Genomic DNA, 17,003 nt, shown 5'->3' on the forward strand with positions numbered 1-17,003 from the left:
CGCGAAGCGTTCATCTAAGGGGGCCGTCATGTTCAAGAAGATTTTGGTCGCCAATCGTGGCGAGATTGCGTGCCGGGTGTTCCGCACCGCCAAGAAGATGGGGATCGCGACCGTTGCGGTCTATTCGGACGCCGATGCGCTCAGCCCGCACGTGCTGATGGCGGACGAGGCGGTCAGGCTCGGGCCGGCACCCGCGGCCGAGAGCTATTTGAAGGCCGAGTTGATCCTGCTCGCCGCCAAGGAGACGGGCGCGGACTGCATCCACCCGGGCTACGGTTTCCTGTCGGAGCGCGAGAGCTTCGCGCGCGCCTGCGCCGAGGCGGGGATTGCCTTCGTCGGCCCGCCGCCGAACGCGATCGCGGCGATGGGCGACAAGATCGAGTCGAAGAAGCTGGCGAAGGAAGCGGGCGTCAACGTCGTGCCGGGCTTCCTGGGCGAGATCGCCGACACCGACGACGCGGTCCGCATCGCGGGCGACATCGGCTATCCGGTGATGATGAAGGCATCGGCCGGCGGCGGCGGCAAGGGGATGCGGCTCGCCTGGTCCGAGCAGGACGTGCGCGAAGGCTTCGAGGCGACCAAGCGCGAGGGACTGGCAAGCTTCGGCGACGACCGCGTGTTCATCGAAAAGTTCATCGAGAGCCCACGTCATATCGAGATTCAGGTGCTGGGCGATCAGCACGGCAACGTGGTCTATCTCAACGAACGCGAATGCTCCGTGCAGCGCCGCCACCAGAAGGTCGTCGAGGAAGCGCCCTCGCCGTTCGTCACGCCCGAGATGCGCCGCGCGATGGGCGAGCAGGCGGTCGCGCTCGCCAAGGCGGTCGGTTACTACAGCGCCGGCACGGTCGAATTGATCGTATCGGGCGCGGACACGACGGGGCAGGGGTTCTACTTCCTGGAGATGAACACCCGGCTCCAGGTCGAGCATCCGGTCACCGAGGAGATCACCGGGCTCGATCTGGTCGAGCAGATGATCCGCGTGGCGGCGGGCGAGCCGCTGTCGTTCGGGCAGAGCGACGTAAAGATCAACGGCTGGGCGGTCGAGAACCGCGTCTATGCCGAGGACCCGTATCGCGGCTTCCTGCCCTCGATCGGACGGTTGGTGCGCTACCGCACGCCAGCGGCCAACCAACGCCAGGCCCCTTTCGGTGACGACGAGGGCGCGCCGGGCGTGCGCGTCGACGACGGCGTGCGCGAGGGCGGTGAGGTCAGCATGTTCTACGATCCCATGATCGCGAAGCTGGTCACCTGGGCGCCGACGCGTGAGGAAGCGATCGATAAACAGATCGCCGCGCTCGACGCGTTCGAGATCGAGGGACCGGGGACCAACCTCGATTTCCTGTCCGCGCTGATGCAGCATCCGCGCTTCCGCTCGGGCGAGATCACGACCGGGTTCATCGCGGAGGAATATCCCGACGGCTTCCACGGCGCGCCGGCGAGTGATGACGTGGTACGTGCGCTCGCGGCGGCGGCGGGGTTCGCCGCGACCGCCGAGGCCGACCGCGCGCGGCAGGTCGATGGGCAATTGGGCAACCAGCTCGACGCGCCGACCGACTGGGTGGTGCGCGTTGGCAAGAGCGATCACCGCGTGCAGGTTGGCGACGATCACGTCGTCGTCGATGGTGCGCCGGTCGCGGGCGACATCGGCTACGACGCCGGCGCGCGGGTGGTCACGGTCGGCGGCGACGCGCCGCTGTCAGTCAAGCTCCGCCGCACGCGGACCGGCTTCACGATCAACGCGCGCGGCGCGACGCACAAGGTGCGCGTGCTGCCCGCGCACGTCGCCCCTTACGCGCAGCATTTGATCGAGAAGGTGCCGCCCGATCTGTCCAAGTTCCTGATCGCGCCGATGCCGGGGCTGCTGGTGCGGCTGGACGTGGGTGTGGGCGACCGCGTCGAGGCCGGGCAACCGCTCGCGGTGGTTGAGGCGATGAAGATGGAGAACATCCTGCGCGCGGAGAAATCGGCGGTGGTGAAGACCGTCAACGCTGCGGCGGGCGAGAGCCTGCAGGTTGACCAGGTGATTCTAGAGCTGGAGTGAGGTTGGGGCGGTAGGGGCGCCGTAAATCCACGGGACAGCGTAACCCACCGCGGCCATCGTCATCCCGGCCTTGAGCCGGGATCTCGCTTTCTTCTTTCTCCGCGACGGAAGCGGGACCCGGATCAAGTCTGGGGTGACATGTAGAAAGTCGATCGAGAGTTTTCCGGTGTGCCGTGCAGCCGTGCGCGACGCGGGAGTTAATCCCGCGTCGTCGGTCGGCACTTCGTGCCGCCGGCCGTGTAGGCGCGTGCAGCCTTGGCTGCACCGCCCGCCGGCACGGCGGGCTCGCGCCTACAATTTGCGACACAAAAGCGCTGGACGTGACCCGGTGTGTTGGCCATCTCCATCACCATGACGCGCCTGCGCCTCTCGCTCCTCTCCGCCGTTGCCTTAGCCGGCTGTACGGTCGGCCCCGACTACGCGCCGCGCTCGGCCGCCGAGCTGGGTGTGCCCGACGCCTATTCCATCACCGCCGCGCCGACGCGTGAGGATCTGACGCATTGGTGGACGCGCTTCGACGATCCGGTGCTCGGCCAATTGGTCGAGCAGGCGAGCGCTGCCAACACCGACGTGGCGCAGGGGCTCGCGCGGCTCAGGCAGGCGCGCGAGTCGCTGGTGCAGAGCCGCGCCAACCTGCTTCCCACACTGAACGGGTCGGGCGGGTACAGCCGGTCGGAGACGTTCCGCGGCGGCGGGCAGTCGGTGACGCTGCCCGACGGCACCGTGCAGAATATCGGCGGAGGCGGCGGCTCGAACTTCTCGCTCGGGCTCGACGCACAATACCAGCTCGGGCTGTTCGGCGAGGTGCGTCGCACCGTCGAGGCGACGCGCGCGCAATATGAGGCGTCCGGATTCGATTACGCGACCACGCTCCTGTCGGTGCAGCAGGAGGTCGCGCGCAACTACGTGCTGGCCCGGCTCTACCAGGCGCAGCTCGCCAATGCGCGCGCCAGCCTCGCGCTACAGGACGACAATCTCGAGATCGCCGGCTTCCGCGTCCAGGCCGGCCTCGTCTCCAGCCTCGATCAGGAGCAGGCGCGCAGCCAACGCGCGGCGACCGCGGCGACGATTCCCGCGTTCGAGCAGCAATATAACGCCGCCGTCTCGCGCCTCGGCGTGCTGACGGCGCAGGCGCCGGGGGCGCTCAAGCCGTTGCTCAGCGCGGCCCGGCCCATTCCCACCGGCCCGCGTGTCGTCGGCGCTGGCATCCCCGCCGACGTGCTGCGCCAGCGCCCCGACGTGCGCGCAGCCGAGCGGACGCTGGCCGCCGCAACCGCGCAGATCGGCGTCGCCAAGGCCGCGCTCTATCCCGCGCTCGCGATCAGCGGCAACATCAACACCAATGCGGGCAATGTGGGCGGGCTGCTCGGCACGATCACGGGCGGGCTGTTCGCCGGACTGACGCAGGCAATCTTCAACGGCGGACGGTTGTCGGCACAAGTGCGCAGCAACGAGGCCGCGGCCGATGCCGCGCTCGCCGCATATAAGGGCAATGTGCTGCTCGCACTGGAGGACGTGGAGAACGCGGTCGTCGCGCTCGACACCTCGCGGCGGCGTGGGCGCGAGTTCGCGACACAGCTCGACGCCGCCAACAATGCCGCGCTGCTGTCGCGGCTGCAATATCGCAGCGGGCTGACCGACTTCACCACGCTGTCGCAGCAGGAAGCGAACCTGTTCTCCGCGCGCAACAGCGAGGCGCAGGCGCGCGCCGATCAGGCGACCGCCTTGATCCAGTTGTTAGGTGCGCTTGGCGGCGGGTGGAACCCCGACGTGACCCCGACGGCGCCCAACCCCGCAACCCAACAGCCCGCTGCCCGAGAGACCCGCTGATGGCCGACCAGAACCTCGACGAATTCCTGGGCCAGAAGCCGCAGCCGAAATGGCGCAAGTGGCTCAAGTGGTCGCTGGTCGCACTCGGCGTCGTGCTGCTCGCGTTGCTGGTGCAGCGGCTCGTCTTCGGCGGTGCAAAGGCGACCGATTACGCGACGGCGCCGATCGAGCGCGGCAATCTAACTGTTAGCGTGTCGGCGACCGGCAAGCTCGCGCCGACCAACCAGGTGACCGTCGGCTCGCAGCTGTCGGGCCTCGTTACCAAGGTGGTGGTCGACGTCAACGACCGCGTGACCGCCGGCCAACCGCTCGCGCTCATTGATCCCGAACAGATCGAGGATCAGATCCGCCAGCAACAGGCGCAGATCGCGGCCAACCAGGCGCAGGTTCGCCAAGCGCAGGCGACCGTCGCCGAGAGTCAGGCGCAGCGCGCGCGACTGGAGCAGGTGTACAAATTGTCGAACGGCCGCGTGCCTTCTGCAACCGAGCTTCAGACCGGCCGCGCCGATTACCAGCGCGCGGTCGCCGCGCTGAAGGTTGCGCAGGCGAACGTCGTCGCATCGCAGGCGACGCTGGCGCAGAGCCAGACGCAGCGCGCGCGCGCGATCATCCGCTCGCCCGTCAACGGCGTCGTGCTCGCGCGGCAGGTCGATCCGGGGCAGACGGTCGCCGCCTCGTTCAACACGCCGACGTTGTTCGTCATCGCGGAGGACCTGAGCAAGATGAAGCTGGAGGTCGCGATCGATGAGGCGGACGTCGGATCGGTCAAGGTCGGGCAGCGCGCTAGCTTCACCGTCGACGCCTTTCCCGGCAAGACCTTCCCCGCGACGATCACGCGCGTCGACCTCGGCTCCAACCTGACCGTCAGCAACGCGACCGCCTCGTCGTCGAGTACCGCTACGACCGGCGCAACGACGGGACAGGTCGTCTCCTACGCCGCCGATCTGACGGTCGAGAACCCGACGCTGCAACTGCGCCCCGGCATGACCGCGACCGCCGACATCGTCACCTCGGACAAGAGCAATGCGCTACTCGTCCCCAACGCCGCGTTCCGGTTCAAGCCGCAGACCGCGGGCGGCGACGACAATGGCGGCGGGATCGCGGGCTCGCTGACCTTCCGTCCGCGTCGCGGTGGCCGGCCCGAGCGGACCGCGACGGTGGGCCGCGGCGGTACGCAGACGCTCTACGTCAAGGGTGCGGACGGCAAGCCGCGCGCCATCCAGGTGACGACCGGCGACACCAACGGCACGATGACCGAAGTGCTGTCGGGTCCGCTCAAGCCGGGGATGCAGGTGATCACCGGGCAGCTCGCCGGCGGCGATGATGCCGCGGGCAGTGGTGGACGCCGTGGCGGCGGCGGCCGGCGCGGGGGTGGCGGCGGTGGCCAGTAACGCCGCCGCGGCCGCTTTCCCCGGCGGCGCCGACGCGCTCATCGCGCTGCGCGGTGTCACCAAGAGCTACGGTGAGGGCGGCACCGCGTTCCAGGCGCTGAAGGGCGTCGACCTCGACATCATGGCGGGCGATTTCGTCGCGGTCATGGGCCCGTCGGGATCGGGCAAGTCGACGACGATGAACATCCTCGGCTGCCTCGACGTGCCGACCGGTGGCACCTTCCTGTTCCGCGGCCACCATGTTGAGACATTGAACCGCGACCAGCGCGCGCTGCTCCGGCGGCGTTACCTCGGTTTCGTGTTCCAGGGGTTTAACCTGCTCAGCCGCACGACCGCGCTCGAGAATGTCGAACTGCCGCTGCTCTACCGCGGCGACGAGAAGAAGGCGCGGCGTGAGCTATCGATGGCGGCGCTGGAAAAGGTCGGGCTCGACCGCTGGTGGGATCACACTCCCGCCGAACTGTCGGGTGGGCAGCAGCAGCGTGTCGCGATCGCGCGCGCGATCGTGACGCAGCCCGACGTGCTGCTCGCCGACGAGCCGACCGGCAACCTCGATTCCGAACGCTCGGTCGAGATCATGGAATTGCTCACCGATCTCAACCGCGGCGGCATCACCGTGCTGATGGTGACGCACGAGCCCGACATGGCTGCATTCGCGCGCACGGTGATCCACTTCAAGGACGGGCTGGTGGAAAGAATTGAGCGCAACCACCACCAGGGCGAGGCGGTGGAGGCCTGATGCTCGGCACCACCTTCGTTCTCGCGCTGCGCTCGATCCGTCGGCACCTGCTGCGCTCGTTCCTGACGACCCTCGGAATCATCATCGGCGTGGCGGCGGTGGTGACCATGGTGACGCTCGGCAAGGCGACCACCGCGCAGGTACAGCAGAACATCTCCTCGCTCGGCACCAACATCCTCCAGGTGCGCCCGGGCCAGGGCTTCGGTCGCGGCGGCGGGGGTCCGCGTCCGTCTGACTTCAAACCCGAGGACGTGTCCGCGATTGCCAACCAGATCGCAGGCGTCTCCGCGGTCGCACCACAAGCGCAATCGACCGCGACCGCGATTTACGAGGGTGCGAACTGGTCGACGACGATCAACGGCACCACCGCGGCCTATTTCCAGGTCCAGCCGTGGCCGCTCGCGTCCGGCCGGCTGTGGACGCCACAAGAAGAGTCCGCGGGCAAGGCGGTCTGCGTGATCGGCAATACCGTACGTCAGAACCTGTTCCGCACCGGCCGCGCGGTCGGGCAGCGCTTCCGCGTCGGCGCGGTCAGTTGCGACGTGATCGGCGTGCTGTCGACGCGCGGTCAGGCGGGCTTCGGCGGCGATCAGGACGACGTGGTCATCATGCCGATCAAGACGGTGCAGCGCCGCTTCACCGGCACGCGCGACATCCGCCTGATGCTGGTCGGCGTCGACCAGGCTTATTCGACCTCGACCGTGCAGGCGGGGATCACTGACCTGCTGCGCGAGCGCCGCAACGTCACCTCGGGCAAGGACGACGATTTCAACATCTTCGACACCAAGCAGATCAGCGACACGCTATCGAGCACCACGACGCTCCTGACCCGCATCGTCACCGCGGTCGCCGGAATCAGCCTGGTCGTCGGCGGAATTGGGATCATGAATATCATGCTGGTATCAGTGACCGAGCGCACGCGCGAGATCGGCATCCGCCTCGCGATCGGCGCGGTGGCGAGCGAGGTGTTGCTGCAATTCCTGGTCGAGGCGGTGGTGCTGTCGATGCTGGGTGGCGTCATCGGGCTGCTGCTGGCGCAGCTCGCGATCGGCGCGCTGTCGGCGCTTGGGGGCTTGCCGTACCTGTTCGTACCGGAGATCAACGCGATCGCGTTCGGCATCTCGGCGGTGATTGGCGTCGTGTTCGGTTATTTCCCGGCACGCCGTGCGGCGGCGCTCAACCCGATCGACGCGCTGCGCCACGAGTGAGCTACATCTTCTCTCAATGAGAGGGTTCGAGAAATCACTGCCGGCTCGACATGTCCTTGCCGTCACCACCGACTTGATCCGGCGTCCCGCTGTATTTCGGCGGGGAAAGACGCGGAATCCCGGATCAAGTCCGGGATGACGAAGAGGAGCTCGAACCCCGTTAAACCGTTGGCCGCTCGTGCCGTCGCGTGCCGGGTAGCGTCAGCGCCTCGGGCGCGTGAACCAGTTCGCGCAGTTGCTCCAGCTCTTCGGGCGTGTCGACGTCGATCAGTTCGGCCGCGTTGGTGACGACGTGGCGGCCGGCGCGGATCAGGTCGCGCGCGCCTTGATCGCCCGATAGCGCGCATAGCGTGTCGAAGTGCGCGCGCGCGAACAGCGCAGGCGGCTTTGGGCTCACGCCGTCGCTCGATGCCACCACCGCGTCGGCCGAGTCCGCCGCGTCGAGCAGGCGATAGATGTGCGACGCGGTAACTCGCGGCATGTCGGCGAGCGCGAGCAGCACCGCCTTCGCGCCAAGCGCCTCCGCGCACGCGACGCCCAGCCGCACCGACGACGCCATGTCGCCGACCGGATCGTCGTTGCCGATCACCGTGAACCCGTGCGGCGTGTAATCGATCGTGCAGCGCGGCGAGGTGACCGCGACCCGTTGCTTGAACGGTACCGCCTCCAGCGCGACCGCGACGTGCAGGCCGAGCGGGCGGGTGAGGAACGGCTCGTTCAGCTTGCTGCCGACATCACCGAAGCGCGCCGACTTGCCCGCCGCGAGCAGGACGAGGACCGTATCCTCCGCCGCGATCACGCGAGCACCGCCTCCGCCGCGCGGTCGAGCGCGCTGTCGGACGCGGGCACGGGCAGGTGGAACGCGCGCACCATGGCGGCGGCGATCGACAGCGCGATCTCCGCCGGGCCGATTGCGCCGATGTCGATGCCGACGGGACCGTCGATGCGGTCGATCTGCGCCTCGCTCAGCCCCGCCGCCGTCATCCGCTCGCGGCGCGCGGCGTGGCTCTTGCGGCTGCCGAGCGCGCCGACATAGGCCGCGTTGGTCTTGAGCGCGGCGATCAGCGCGGGATCGTCGATCTTGGTGTCGTGGCTCAGCGTCACCACCGCGGTCGACGGGCCCGGCCGATACGCCTCGACCGCCTCGTCGGGCCAGCGATCGTCGAGCGTGACGCCCGGGAAACGCTCCTCGGTGAGGAAGCGTCCGCGCGGGTCGATCACCACCACCTCGATGCCGAGCGTGGCGGCCAGCGCGGCGAGACTCTGCGCGATCTGCACCGCGCCGACGATCAGCAACCGGCGCGGCGGTGCGTAGCGGTTGGCGAACACCTCACCTGTTTCGATCGGGCGCAGGTCGCTGTGCCCGGTCGCGAGGTCCGTCGTTACCGTCACGCCCTGGCCGCTGTCGCGTGCCTCGGCGATGCGGTCGAACAATTCGGGGTCGAACCCTTCGGCGGAAACGGGCTGGACCATCACGCTGATCTGCCCGCCGCACGGCAGCCCGACCTCCCACGCGCTGTCGTCGGCGACGCCGTAGGTCTTCACCTGGAACGGCGCGCCCGCGATCACTTGCGCCGCGGTGTCGAGGATGTCGCCCTCGACACACCCGCCCGACACCGATCCTTCGAACCGGCCGTCGGCGTGCACCAGCATGTGGCTACCCTTGGGCCGCGGCGCGGAGCCCCAGGTCGACACCACGGTGGCGAGCGCCAGCGGCTCGCCCTTCCAGGCGTGGGCGGCGGCGAGGACGGAGTCATTGTCTGCCATATCGGTTCTCGTATGTGGATCAGACCGGCGGCAGGCCGGCGAGCAGGGTGTCGAGCGTCGCGGGTACGTCGCGTACGCGCACGCCCGTGGCATTGTGGATCGCGTTGATGACGGCCGCGCCCGCACCCGAGATGCCGAGCTCGCCGACGCCTTTCGCGCCGACCTGGTTGGCGGCGTCGTCGATCTCCTCGATGAAGTGAACGTCGATGTGCGGAACGTCGGCATTTACCGCGACGTGGTACTCGCCGAAATCGGGATTGACGAAGCGACCGCTGCGCGTATCCACCACCGCGGCCTCGCCGAGCGCGTAGCTCACGCCCCATACCATCCCACCGACGATCTGGTTCGCCGCGGTTTTCGCGTTGAGCACGCGCCCGACGTCGAACACGCCGAGCATGCGGCGCACACGCACCTCGCCTGTTACCGCATTGACCGCGACCTCGCAGAAATGCGCGCCGTGGCTCGCCTGGCTGGTGCGCTTGGCCTGTTGCCCTGGCGACGACTTGCCGCGTCCCTCGATCGGCTCGCCGCGCGCGAGGTCGGCAAGCGGAACCTCACGCCCGCCCGCCGCGACGCAGCCGTCCTTGAGCACCAACTCCTCGGGCGCGGCGTTCATCCGGAGCGCCAATTCGGCGAGCACGTCCTCGCACGCCAGCACCACTGCCGCGCACGCGCTGCCCGCGCCGAACGACCCGCCCGAGCCCGCGCTCTTGGGATAGTTGGTGTCGCCGATCCGCACGTCGACTCGGGCCGCCTCGACGCCCAGCACCTCGCCCGCGGTCTGCGCCAGGATGGTGTAGGTGCCGGTGCCGATGTCGGTCATGTCGGTCTCGACCGTCACGCGCCCGTTCGGCTCCAGCCGCACGTTCGCCGCCGCGGTGACGGTGAAATTGCCGCGCAGCGCCGCTGCCATGCCGATGCCGATCAACCACTCGCCCTCCAGCGTGGTGCCGGGATCGGGTACGCGATCGGGCCAACCAAAGTGGCGCGCGCCCTCCGCGTAACAATCGAGCAGGCGGCGGGTGGAGAAGGGCTTGGACGAGGTCGGATCATAGGTCGGCTCGTTGCGGCGGCGCAGCTCGATCGGGTCGAGCCCGAGCTGCTCGGCCAGTTCGTCCATCGCGCACTCGATTGCGAAGGTGCCGATCGCCTCGCCCGGCGCGCGCACCGCGCCGGTCGGCGGCAGGTCGACGCGCGCCAGCGCGGTGCGAAACACGCGCGTGTCGCCGCTGTAGAGCGGGATCGACCCGAACGGGATCGGCTCCAGGAACGCGGCATCGTCGTTCTGGTACGCGACGCCCTCGTGCGCGATCGCGCTGATATGGCCGTCATGGTCGCAGGCCATGCGGATGCGCTGGCGCGTCTCGCTGCGGTGATGGACGAGGTAGGCGGTGTCGCGCCTGGGCAGCGCGACCTTGACCGGACGACCCAGCTTCTCCGCCGCGATCGCCGCGAGGATCACCTCGGGGCCGACCCCGGTCTTGCCGCCGAACCCGCCGCCGACGAAGGGGGCGAGCACGCGTACCTGGTCGTCGGCGATCCCCAGCGCCTTGGCGATGGTGCCCTTGGCCGCGCCGATCACCTGGTTACTCGACCTGACGGTCAGCCGGTCGCCTTCCCACCAGGCGGTGGTCGCGTGCGGCTCCAACGCGGCGGGGAAGTGCGCGGGCGTAGTATAGGTCGCGTCGAAGGTGACGGGCGCGTCACGCATTGCCGCGTCGAGATCGCCTTTGCTGATCGGCGGCAGGAAGCCGATCTCGGGCTTGTCGTCGACCGGCTCGGCGGCGAAATCGTAGCGGCCGTCGCGTGCCTCGACCTCGACGCGGACCAGCAATGCCGCCTCGCGCGCCGTCGCCTGCGTCTCGGCGACGACCGCGGCGACGGGTTGCCCGGCGTAGAAGATCCGGCGCGTGCCCTGCTCGGCGAGGCGGTTCGAATTGCCTTCCCCCGCCATGATCCGCGGATCGTCGTGGATTACCGCCAGTACGCCGGGCAACGCTTCGGCCGCCGAAACATCGATAGCGGTGACCTCACCCGCACCGACCGGCGCGCCGACCACCGCCAGGTAAGCGGTACCCGCGGGCGCGTCCTCGTAGGCGTAATGCGCCGCACCGGTGACCTTCAACGGACCCTCGATCCGCGGCAGCGGCGTGCCGAGCAATCCTTGAACCGCGCGCTTCAATCCGCCCGGCCGCTCGGCCGTATCAATCGCCTGTTCGGTCACCGTGACGCTCCCCGCTTGAACACGGCCAATCTAGGGCGTGCACCGCGCAAGCGCCAGCGGGACGCCGGGCGATCGACCCCGGCGTCCCACGATCATCACGCGTCGAACGGCAATTGCTCGATGATCTTGTCGCAGGTGATCGGGAAATCGCGCACCCTGACACCGGTCGCATTGTAGATCGCGTTGGCGACCGCCGCGCCCGCGCCCGAGATGCCGAGCTCGCCAATCCCCTTGGCCTGGATCGGGTTGGCGTGAATGTCGCGTTCGTTGAGGAAGTGGACCTCCAGCTGCGGCACGTCGGCGTTCACCGGCACGTGGTACTCCGCCATGTCGCGGTTGACGACCTTGCCGTTGCGCTCGTCGTGGATCAGCTCCTCGGTCAGCGCAGCGCCGATCCCGAAGGTCATGCCGCCCAGACACTGCGACCGCGCGGTTTTCTCGTTCAGGATGCGTCCGGCCGAGAACACGCCCAGCATCCGCTCGACCCGCACCTCACCCGTCACCGCATTGACCTTCACCGCGCAGAAATGCGCGCCGTAGCTGGCCTGGTGGAATTTCTTCTCCTGCTTGCCCGGCTCGATCTGCCCGATCACCGACAGGTTCTCCTCGATCAACTCGGTAACCGGCACCGCGCGGTTCTGCGCGATTGCACGGCCGTCCTTGAGCGTCATCTCCTCGGCCGATGCGCCCATCGCCTTGGCCAGCTTCTCGCGGATGCCCTCGCAGGCGAGATAGACCGACGAGCCCGACGAGCCGGCGCCCCACGAACCGCCCGATCCCGACGACGCGGGTGCCTTGCCGTCGCCCAGGTGGACGACGACCTTCTCGACCGGCAGCCCCAGCGTCTCGGCAGCGATCTGCGCCAGGATGGTATAGGTGCCGGTGCCGATGTCGGTCATGTCGGTGTCGATGATCGCGCGACCGTCGGTGGTGAGCGTCACCTTGGCCGCCGATTTCTGCAACTGGTTCGATCGCACCGCGGCGGCGACGCCCATGCCGTACAGCCACTCGCCGCGGCGGTCGGTGCCCGCTGCCTTGCGCTGCGACCAGCCGAACAGCTGTGCGCCCTGGTCCAGCGCAGGGATCATCGCACGGCTGGAGAAGGGGATCTGCTTCTCGGGCTCCTGCGCGGGTTCGTTGCGGCGGCGCAACTCGATCGGGTCGAGGCCCAGCTTCTCCGCCAGCTCGTCCATCGCGCATTCCAGACCCATCATGCCGACCGCCTCGCCCGGCGCACGCATCGAGCCTGCCGCGGTCAGGTTCATCGGGATCAGGTCGTGATTGATTTCGCGGTTCTCGCCACCGTAGATGAAGTGCGTGCCGACGCCGACCGGCTCCCAATATTGCTCGTACGGCGTGTTGGCGATCAGCGAATTGTGGCTGAGCGCGTCGATGCGGCCACTGGCGTCGGTGCCGAGCCGGATGCGCTGCTCGGTGTTGGAACGACGCACCGTCGCCTCGTACACCTGTTGCCGTGCGAGCACGATCTTGACCGGGCGACCAAGCTTCTTCGCCGCGACCGCCGCCGCCACGCTCTCGGGCGCGATGCCGAGCTTCGAGCCGAACCCGCCGCCGACGTAGCGCGCGATGATCCGCACCTTGTCCGCCGACACGCCCAGCGCCTTGGCGAGCTGCTGCTGATCGCTCGCCACCATCTGATACGCGCCATGCAGGATCAGCGTGTCGTCGCGCCATTCCGCGATGGAGGCGTGCGGCTCCATCGCGGTCGAATTCTGGCTCGGCGTCGTATAGGTCACATCGAGCTGGACCGGCGCTTCGTTGAACGCCTTGGCAAAATTGCCCTGCTTGCTGTGGCCGGGAATCTGGTCCTTCTTCGGCTCCTTACCCTGGTCCTTGTGCGCGGCGAAGACGAAGTTCGCGTCGGCTTCCTTGTATTCGAGCCGGACTGCCGCTGCGCCGTCGCGCGCGGCCTCGAACGTCTCGCCGACGACGACCGCGACCGGCTCGCCGAAATATTGCACGTCCTGCACGCCCTGCGTCGGCGCGTTGGTGTCGCCGCCCTGGCCGGGGCTGCGGATGAACGTGTCATAGTCGACGATCACGTCGATGACGCCTGGCAGCGCGCGCGCCACGCTGTCGTCGATCTTGGTGATCTTGCCGCGGCCAAAGGTCGCGCGCACCAGCACGCCGTGAACGAGCCGTTCGGCCGGATATTCGGCCGCGTAAGGCGCACGCCCGGCGACCTTCAACGGACCTTCGACCCGGTTGATCGGCTTGCCGATCACGTCCTGTGCGCCGTCGTCGAGGAAGCTCTTGGGACGCGGATCGTCCATCACGAGCGCGTTGGTCTCGGTGTCGTCGGACCCGAACGATTTGCCTAAGATGCTCATGCGGTCAAATCCCTGAGGGTCGCGATCAGCGTGCGCCGCGCGAGCGGTATCTTAAAGTCGTTCGAGCCGTAGCCGCGCGCGTCGGCGAGCAGCGCATCGGCCGCCGCCTCGAACGCCTCGGTCGACGGCGCCTTGCCAACGATCGCGGCCTCGATCGCGGGGTTGCGCCACGGCATCGGCCCGAGCCCACCGAAGGCGAGCGCGGCCGACGCGACGACGCCGTCCTTTACTTCGACTACACCCGCCACGGAGACGAGCGCGAAGGCGTAGGAGGCGCGGTCGCGCACCTTGCGATAGACCTGCTTGCCGGCGGGTGGCGCTGGCAGCTCGACGTGGGTGATGAGCTCGCCCGCCTCCAGCACCGTCTCGATCTGCGGCGTGTCGCCGGGCAGGCGATAAAAGTCGTGGATCGAGATGCGGCGCTTGTCGCCGTCCGCCTTCTGCGTGACGATCACCGCATCGAGCGCGCGCATCGCCACCGCCATGTCGCTCGGATGCGTCGCGATACACTGTTCGCTGGTGCCGAGTACCGCCAGGATGCGGTTGAAGCCGCCCTGAGCGTCGCAGCCCGAACCCGGCTCGCGCTTGTTGCAGCGCGACGCCGTGTCATAGAAATAATAGCAGCGCGTCCGCTGGAGCAGGTTGCCCCCGGTCGATGCTTTGTTGCGCAACTGCCCCGAGGCACCCGCGAGTAGCGCACGGCTGAGCACTTCATATTTGTCGACCACGCGCGGGTCGGCGGCGAGATCGCTGTTGGGCACCAGCGCGCCGATCGTCAGCCCGCCATCGTCGCGCTCCTCGATCGTGTTGAGGTCAAGCCGGCTGATGTCGACCAGCCGCTCGGGGGTCTCGACCTGCAGCTTCATCAGATCGAGCAAATTGGTGCCGCCCGCGATGAAGCGGCCGTTCGCGTGCGTCGCCGCCTCGATCGTGTCGGCGCGGCGGTAATCGAACGTCTTCATGCCGACACCTTCTCTTGCGCGGGTTGCTCGCTCGCGGTACGCGGCGCGGGCTTGATCGCCTCTTCGCCCGACTGGCCCGCGACTTCGCGGATCGCGTCGACGATATTGGGGTAGGCGGCGCAGCGGCAGATGTTGCCGCTCATCCGCTCGCTAATCTCCGCGTCGGAGAGCGATACCTCGCCCAGATCGCCGGTGACATGGCTGGCCCAGCCCTTCTTCACCTCGTCGAGCATGCCGACCGCCGAGCAGATCTGCCCCGGCGTGCAGTAACCGCACTGGTAACCGTCGTGCGACACGAACGCGGCCTGCATCGGGTGGAGATCTTCCACCGTGCCCAGCCCCTCGATCGTCACGATCTCGTCATCCTGATGCATCACGGCGAGCGACAGGCAGGAGTTGATGCGCCGTCCGTTGACCAGCATCGTGCACGCCCCACACTGACCATGGTCGCAGCCCTTCTTGCTGCCGGTCAGTCCCAGGTGCTCGCGACACAGGTCGAGAAGCGAGGTGCGGACATCGACATCCGCGTCGTAGGTTTTCTGATTAATGGTGAAGCGCATGATCCGCCTTTTCGCTGCTCGTCCCGTAACGTGCGTTATGCGCTTCATATCCCTGCGAATGACTCTCACCGCCGCGCTGCTGCTGGCATCGGGCCACGCGGCGGGGCAGGGTGCGCGCATGACCGCCGCTCCTGCCAGCCCGCGCCTGTCCTCGCCCCCGATCGTGATCGCGCATCGCGGTGCCAGCGGCGAGCGGCCCGAACACACGTTGGCGAGCTACACTCGCGCGATCGAGCAGGGCGCTGACGTGATCGAGCCCGACCTGGTGCCGACCAAGGACGACGTGCTGGTCGCGCGGCACGAGAATGAGATTTCCGAGACCACCGACGTCGCGGATCACGCCGAGTTCGCCGCGCGGCGCACGACCAGGATAATCGACGGCCAGACGCTGACCGGCTGGTTCACCGAGGATTTCACGCTCGCCGAGTTGAAGACGCTGCGCGCGAAAGAGCGGCTGCCGCAACTGCGCGCCGCCAACACCGCGTTCGACGGGCAGGAAACGATCCCGACGCTGGCCGAGATCATCGCGCTGGCGAAGGCGCGGGGTGTGGCGATCTATCCCGAGACCAAACACCCGACCTATTTCGCGCGCATCGGCCATCCCACCGACCGGCTGCTGGTCGATCAACTCAAGGCCGCGGGATGGGACGGTGCAGACGCGCCCGTGTTCATCCAGTCGTTCGAGGTGGACAACCTCAAGCGGTTGAAGACGCTGACGCGAGTTCGGCTGATCCAGCTCGTCGCCGCTGCCGGAGCGCCCGCCGACGGCGCCGCAGTCAGCTACGCCGCGATGGTGACACCGGCGGGGTTGCGGGAGGTGGCCCGCTACGCTTGGGGAATAGGGCCGGACAAGGCGATGCTGTGGCAGATTCGGGGGCAGGGCGACGCGCCCACCACGCTGGTCGCCGACGCGCACGCCGCGGGATTGCGCGTGCATCCCTGGACCTATCGCGCGGAGAATGTGTTCGTGCGCGCACCCTTCCGCCGTGTGGGTGAGCCGCACGTGCATGGCGATGTCGCGGGCGAGATGGCGGCGGCGCTGACACAGGGGATAGACGGGTTCTTTACCGACTTTCCTGCTATCGGTGTCGCGACACGTGACGGTCATGTCGCGCGGGAGAACGAGTGATGCGTCGAGTTGTGCTGATGCTGGCGGCGGTGCCGCTGCTCGCGACCGGGGGCTGCGTCAGGACGGCGTGGAACGTCGCGACGATGCCGGTGCGCGCGGTCGGCAAGGCAGCGGATCTCGCCACCACCAGCCCGCGCGAGCGCGACGAGAAGTACGTCCGCCAGCAGCGCAAGCAGGCCGAGCGCGAGGAACGCGAGCGCCGCGATTACGAGCGTGACTGCCGCAAGAGGCGCGACGCTTGCCCGCCCTACCAGGGCTATGTCGCCGGGCAGCGCGAACGCTGAAGCTAAGCGCAATCAGCGCGGGCCTGTCACGCCTCGCCGGGCCTATTTGCCTCGCATCATCCTCGACCTGATCCGAGGACCCGCTTTAACGTCGGCGCCGAGAAGAAGCGTGATCCCGGATCAGGTCAAACGGGAACGCATTAGCGATCGCTGAAATTGCCGCCGGTCGCGGGCTCGCCCGCCGCTTCGTCACGCGAGGCGCGCGCGGTCATGCCGGTCGCCGACGCATCGTCCGCCATCTGTTCGTCCTGCGACGGCGTGGTCTCGGGCGGCAGCGCCTCGGCGGTGGCATTCAGGTCGATTGACGGGAGCGGCTCGGGCGTCGTCGTCTGGGCGGGCAGCGGCTCGACCGGCGGCGGCGTCTCGACTGCGGTATTCTCCTCGACGACGTTCTCACTCACGGTCGCGTCGTCACGCGAGCCCGAGCAACCGGGCAGGCCTGCGACGAGCAGCAACGCACCGCCGAGTGTGAGTACGGCCTTGTTCTTCCTGATCATCAACGCATCCTTACAAA

The 17,003-nt window shown here is 68.3% G+C and carries 14 protein-coding genes; 7 read left to right on the top strand and 7 right to left on the bottom strand.

Translation table 11 applies throughout. The features are described 5' to 3' along the window. The first annotated feature begins 28 nt into the window (after window positions 1-28). The 5 genes from HRV97_RS09750 (at window position 29) to HRV97_RS09770 (ending at window position 7,212) form a co-directional block, all read left to right on the top strand. The gene (locus HRV97_RS09750; protein WP_174194061.1) at window positions 29-2,044 is read left to right on the top strand and encodes an acetyl-CoA carboxylase biotin carboxylase subunit; all 2,016 of its coding nucleotides are present in this window, start codon (window positions 29-31) and stop codon (window positions 2,042-2,044) included. A 351-nt stretch (window positions 2,045-2,395) separates the two neighbouring features. Beyond that, window positions 2,396-3,874, top strand: a complete 1,479-nt coding sequence (locus HRV97_RS09755; RefSeq protein WP_174194165.1) for an efflux transporter outer membrane subunit — start codon at window positions 2,396-2,398, stop codon at window positions 3,872-3,874. Next, a complete protein-coding gene (locus HRV97_RS09760; protein ID WP_174194062.1) occupies window positions 3,874-5,265 on the top strand; it encodes an efflux RND transporter periplasmic adaptor subunit in 1,392 nt (463 codons plus the stop codon). The genes HRV97_RS09755 and HRV97_RS09760 overlap by 1 nt, the downstream gene beginning before the upstream one ends. Further along, window positions 5,255-6,004 (top strand): ATP-binding cassette domain-containing protein, encoded by a 750-nt coding sequence (locus tag HRV97_RS09765; protein ID WP_174194166.1) that lies wholly within the window; start codon window positions 5,255-5,257, stop codon window positions 6,002-6,004. The genes HRV97_RS09760 and HRV97_RS09765 overlap by 11 nt, the downstream gene beginning before the upstream one ends. Then, window positions 6,004-7,212, top strand: a complete 1,209-nt coding sequence (locus HRV97_RS09770; RefSeq protein ID WP_174194063.1) for an ABC transporter permease — start codon at window positions 6,004-6,006, stop codon at window positions 7,210-7,212. Before HRV97_RS09765 ends, HRV97_RS09770 begins: the two co-directional genes overlap by 1 nt. A gap of 160 nt (window positions 7,213-7,372) precedes the next feature. Here HRV97_RS09770 and HRV97_RS09775 read toward each other — a convergent pair whose 3' ends face one another. From HRV97_RS09775 to HRV97_RS09800, 6 genes are all read right to left on the bottom strand, one after another. After that, window positions 7,373-8,011 carry an NTP transferase domain-containing protein gene (locus tag HRV97_RS09775; protein ID WP_174194064.1) on the bottom strand — a complete coding sequence of 213 codons (639 nt, stop codon included), beginning with the start codon at window positions 8,009-8,011 and terminating at the stop codon, window positions 7,373-7,375. After that, window positions 8,008-8,979 carry an XdhC family protein gene (locus HRV97_RS09780; protein ID WP_174194065.1) on the bottom strand — a complete coding sequence of 324 codons (972 nt, stop codon included), beginning with the start codon at window positions 8,977-8,979 and terminating at the stop codon, window positions 8,008-8,010. Before HRV97_RS09780 ends, HRV97_RS09775 begins: the two co-directional genes overlap by 4 nt. A gap of 19 nt (window positions 8,980-8,998) precedes the next feature. Continuing rightward, the gene (locus HRV97_RS09785) at window positions 8,999-11,203 is read right to left on the bottom strand and encodes a molybdopterin cofactor-binding domain-containing protein (protein ID WP_174194066.1); all 2,205 of its coding nucleotides are present in this window, start codon (window positions 11,201-11,203) and stop codon (window positions 8,999-9,001) included. 95 nt (window positions 11,204-11,298) lie between these two features. After that, the gene (locus HRV97_RS09790) at window positions 11,299-13,554 is read right to left on the bottom strand and encodes a xanthine dehydrogenase family protein molybdopterin-binding subunit (protein ID WP_174194067.1); all 2,256 of its coding nucleotides are present in this window, start codon (window positions 13,552-13,554) and stop codon (window positions 11,299-11,301) included. Continuing rightward, entirely contained in the window at window positions 13,551-14,516 is a 966-nt protein-coding gene (locus HRV97_RS09795; protein WP_174194068.1) for an FAD binding domain-containing protein, read from the bottom strand. Before HRV97_RS09795 ends, HRV97_RS09790 begins: the two co-directional genes overlap by 4 nt. Continuing rightward, the gene (locus HRV97_RS09800; RefSeq protein ID WP_174194069.1) at window positions 14,513-15,076 is read right to left on the bottom strand and encodes a 2Fe-2S iron-sulfur cluster-binding protein; all 564 of its coding nucleotides are present in this window, start codon (window positions 15,074-15,076) and stop codon (window positions 14,513-14,515) included. The genes HRV97_RS09795 and HRV97_RS09800 overlap by 4 nt, the downstream gene beginning before the upstream one ends. 58 nt (window positions 15,077-15,134) lie before the next feature. Between HRV97_RS09800 and HRV97_RS09805 the strand changes: the two genes are divergently transcribed. Together HRV97_RS09805 and HRV97_RS09810 are read left to right on the top strand one after the other, a co-directional pair. Further along, window positions 15,135-16,205: a glycerophosphodiester phosphodiesterase gene (locus HRV97_RS09805; RefSeq protein ID WP_425505755.1), complete on the top strand. Its 1,071-nt coding sequence runs from the start codon at window positions 15,135-15,137 to the stop codon at window positions 16,203-16,205. Then, window positions 16,205-16,489 (top strand): hypothetical protein, encoded by a 285-nt coding sequence (locus tag HRV97_RS09810; protein ID WP_223176726.1) that lies wholly within the window; start codon window positions 16,205-16,207, stop codon window positions 16,487-16,489. The genes HRV97_RS09805 and HRV97_RS09810 overlap by 1 nt, the downstream gene beginning before the upstream one ends. A 140-nt stretch (window positions 16,490-16,629) precedes the next feature. On the opposite strand, the gene HRV97_RS09815 is transcribed toward HRV97_RS09810, so the two are convergent. Then, a complete protein-coding gene (locus tag HRV97_RS09815; protein ID WP_174194072.1) occupies window positions 16,630-16,986 on the bottom strand; it encodes a hypothetical protein in 357 nt (118 codons plus the stop codon). Window positions 16,987-17,003: the final 17 nt, after the last annotated feature.

The organism is Sphingomonas hominis (genome assembly GCF_013328205.1).
Lineage (GTDB): Bacteria > Pseudomonadota > Alphaproteobacteria > Sphingomonadales > Sphingomonadaceae > Sphingomonas > Sphingomonas hominis.

Bases quoted from the DNA above. Each gene is read 5' to 3' on its own strand.
- HRV97_RS09790 (WP_174194067.1), bottom strand. From the start codon at position 13,554: ATGAGCATCTTAGGCAAATCGTTCGGGTCCGACGACACCGAGACCAAC.
- HRV97_RS09750 (WP_174194061.1), top strand. From the start codon at position 29: ATGTTCAAGAAGATTTTGGTCGCCAATCGTGGCGAGATTGCGTGCCGG.
- HRV97_RS09805 (WP_425505755.1), top strand. From the start codon at position 15,135: ATGACTCTCACCGCCGCGCTGCTGCTGGCATCGGGCCACGCGGCGGGG.
- HRV97_RS09780 (WP_174194065.1), bottom strand. From the start codon at position 8,979: ATGGCAGACAATGACTCCGTCCTCGCCGCCGCCCACGCCTGGAAGGGC.
- HRV97_RS09800 (WP_174194069.1), bottom strand. From the start codon at position 15,076: ATGCGCTTCACCATTAATCAGAAAACCTACGACGCGGATGTCGATGTC.
- HRV97_RS09755 (WP_174194165.1), top strand. From the start codon at position 2,396: ATGACGCGCCTGCGCCTCTCGCTCCTCTCCGCCGTTGCCTTAGCCGGC.
- HRV97_RS09810 (WP_223176726.1), top strand. From the start codon at position 16,205: ATGCGTCGAGTTGTGCTGATGCTGGCGGCGGTGCCGCTGCTCGCGACC.
- HRV97_RS09770 (WP_174194063.1), top strand. From the start codon at position 6,004: ATGCTCGGCACCACCTTCGTTCTCGCGCTGCGCTCGATCCGTCGGCAC.
- HRV97_RS09760 (WP_174194062.1), top strand. From the start codon at position 3,874: ATGGCCGACCAGAACCTCGACGAATTCCTGGGCCAGAAGCCGCAGCCG.
- HRV97_RS09815 (WP_174194072.1), bottom strand. From the start codon at position 16,986: ATGATCAGGAAGAACAAGGCCGTACTCACACTCGGCGGTGCGTTGCTG.
- HRV97_RS09795 (WP_174194068.1), bottom strand. From the start codon at position 14,516: ATGAAGACGTTCGATTACCGCCGCGCCGACACGATCGAGGCGGCGACG.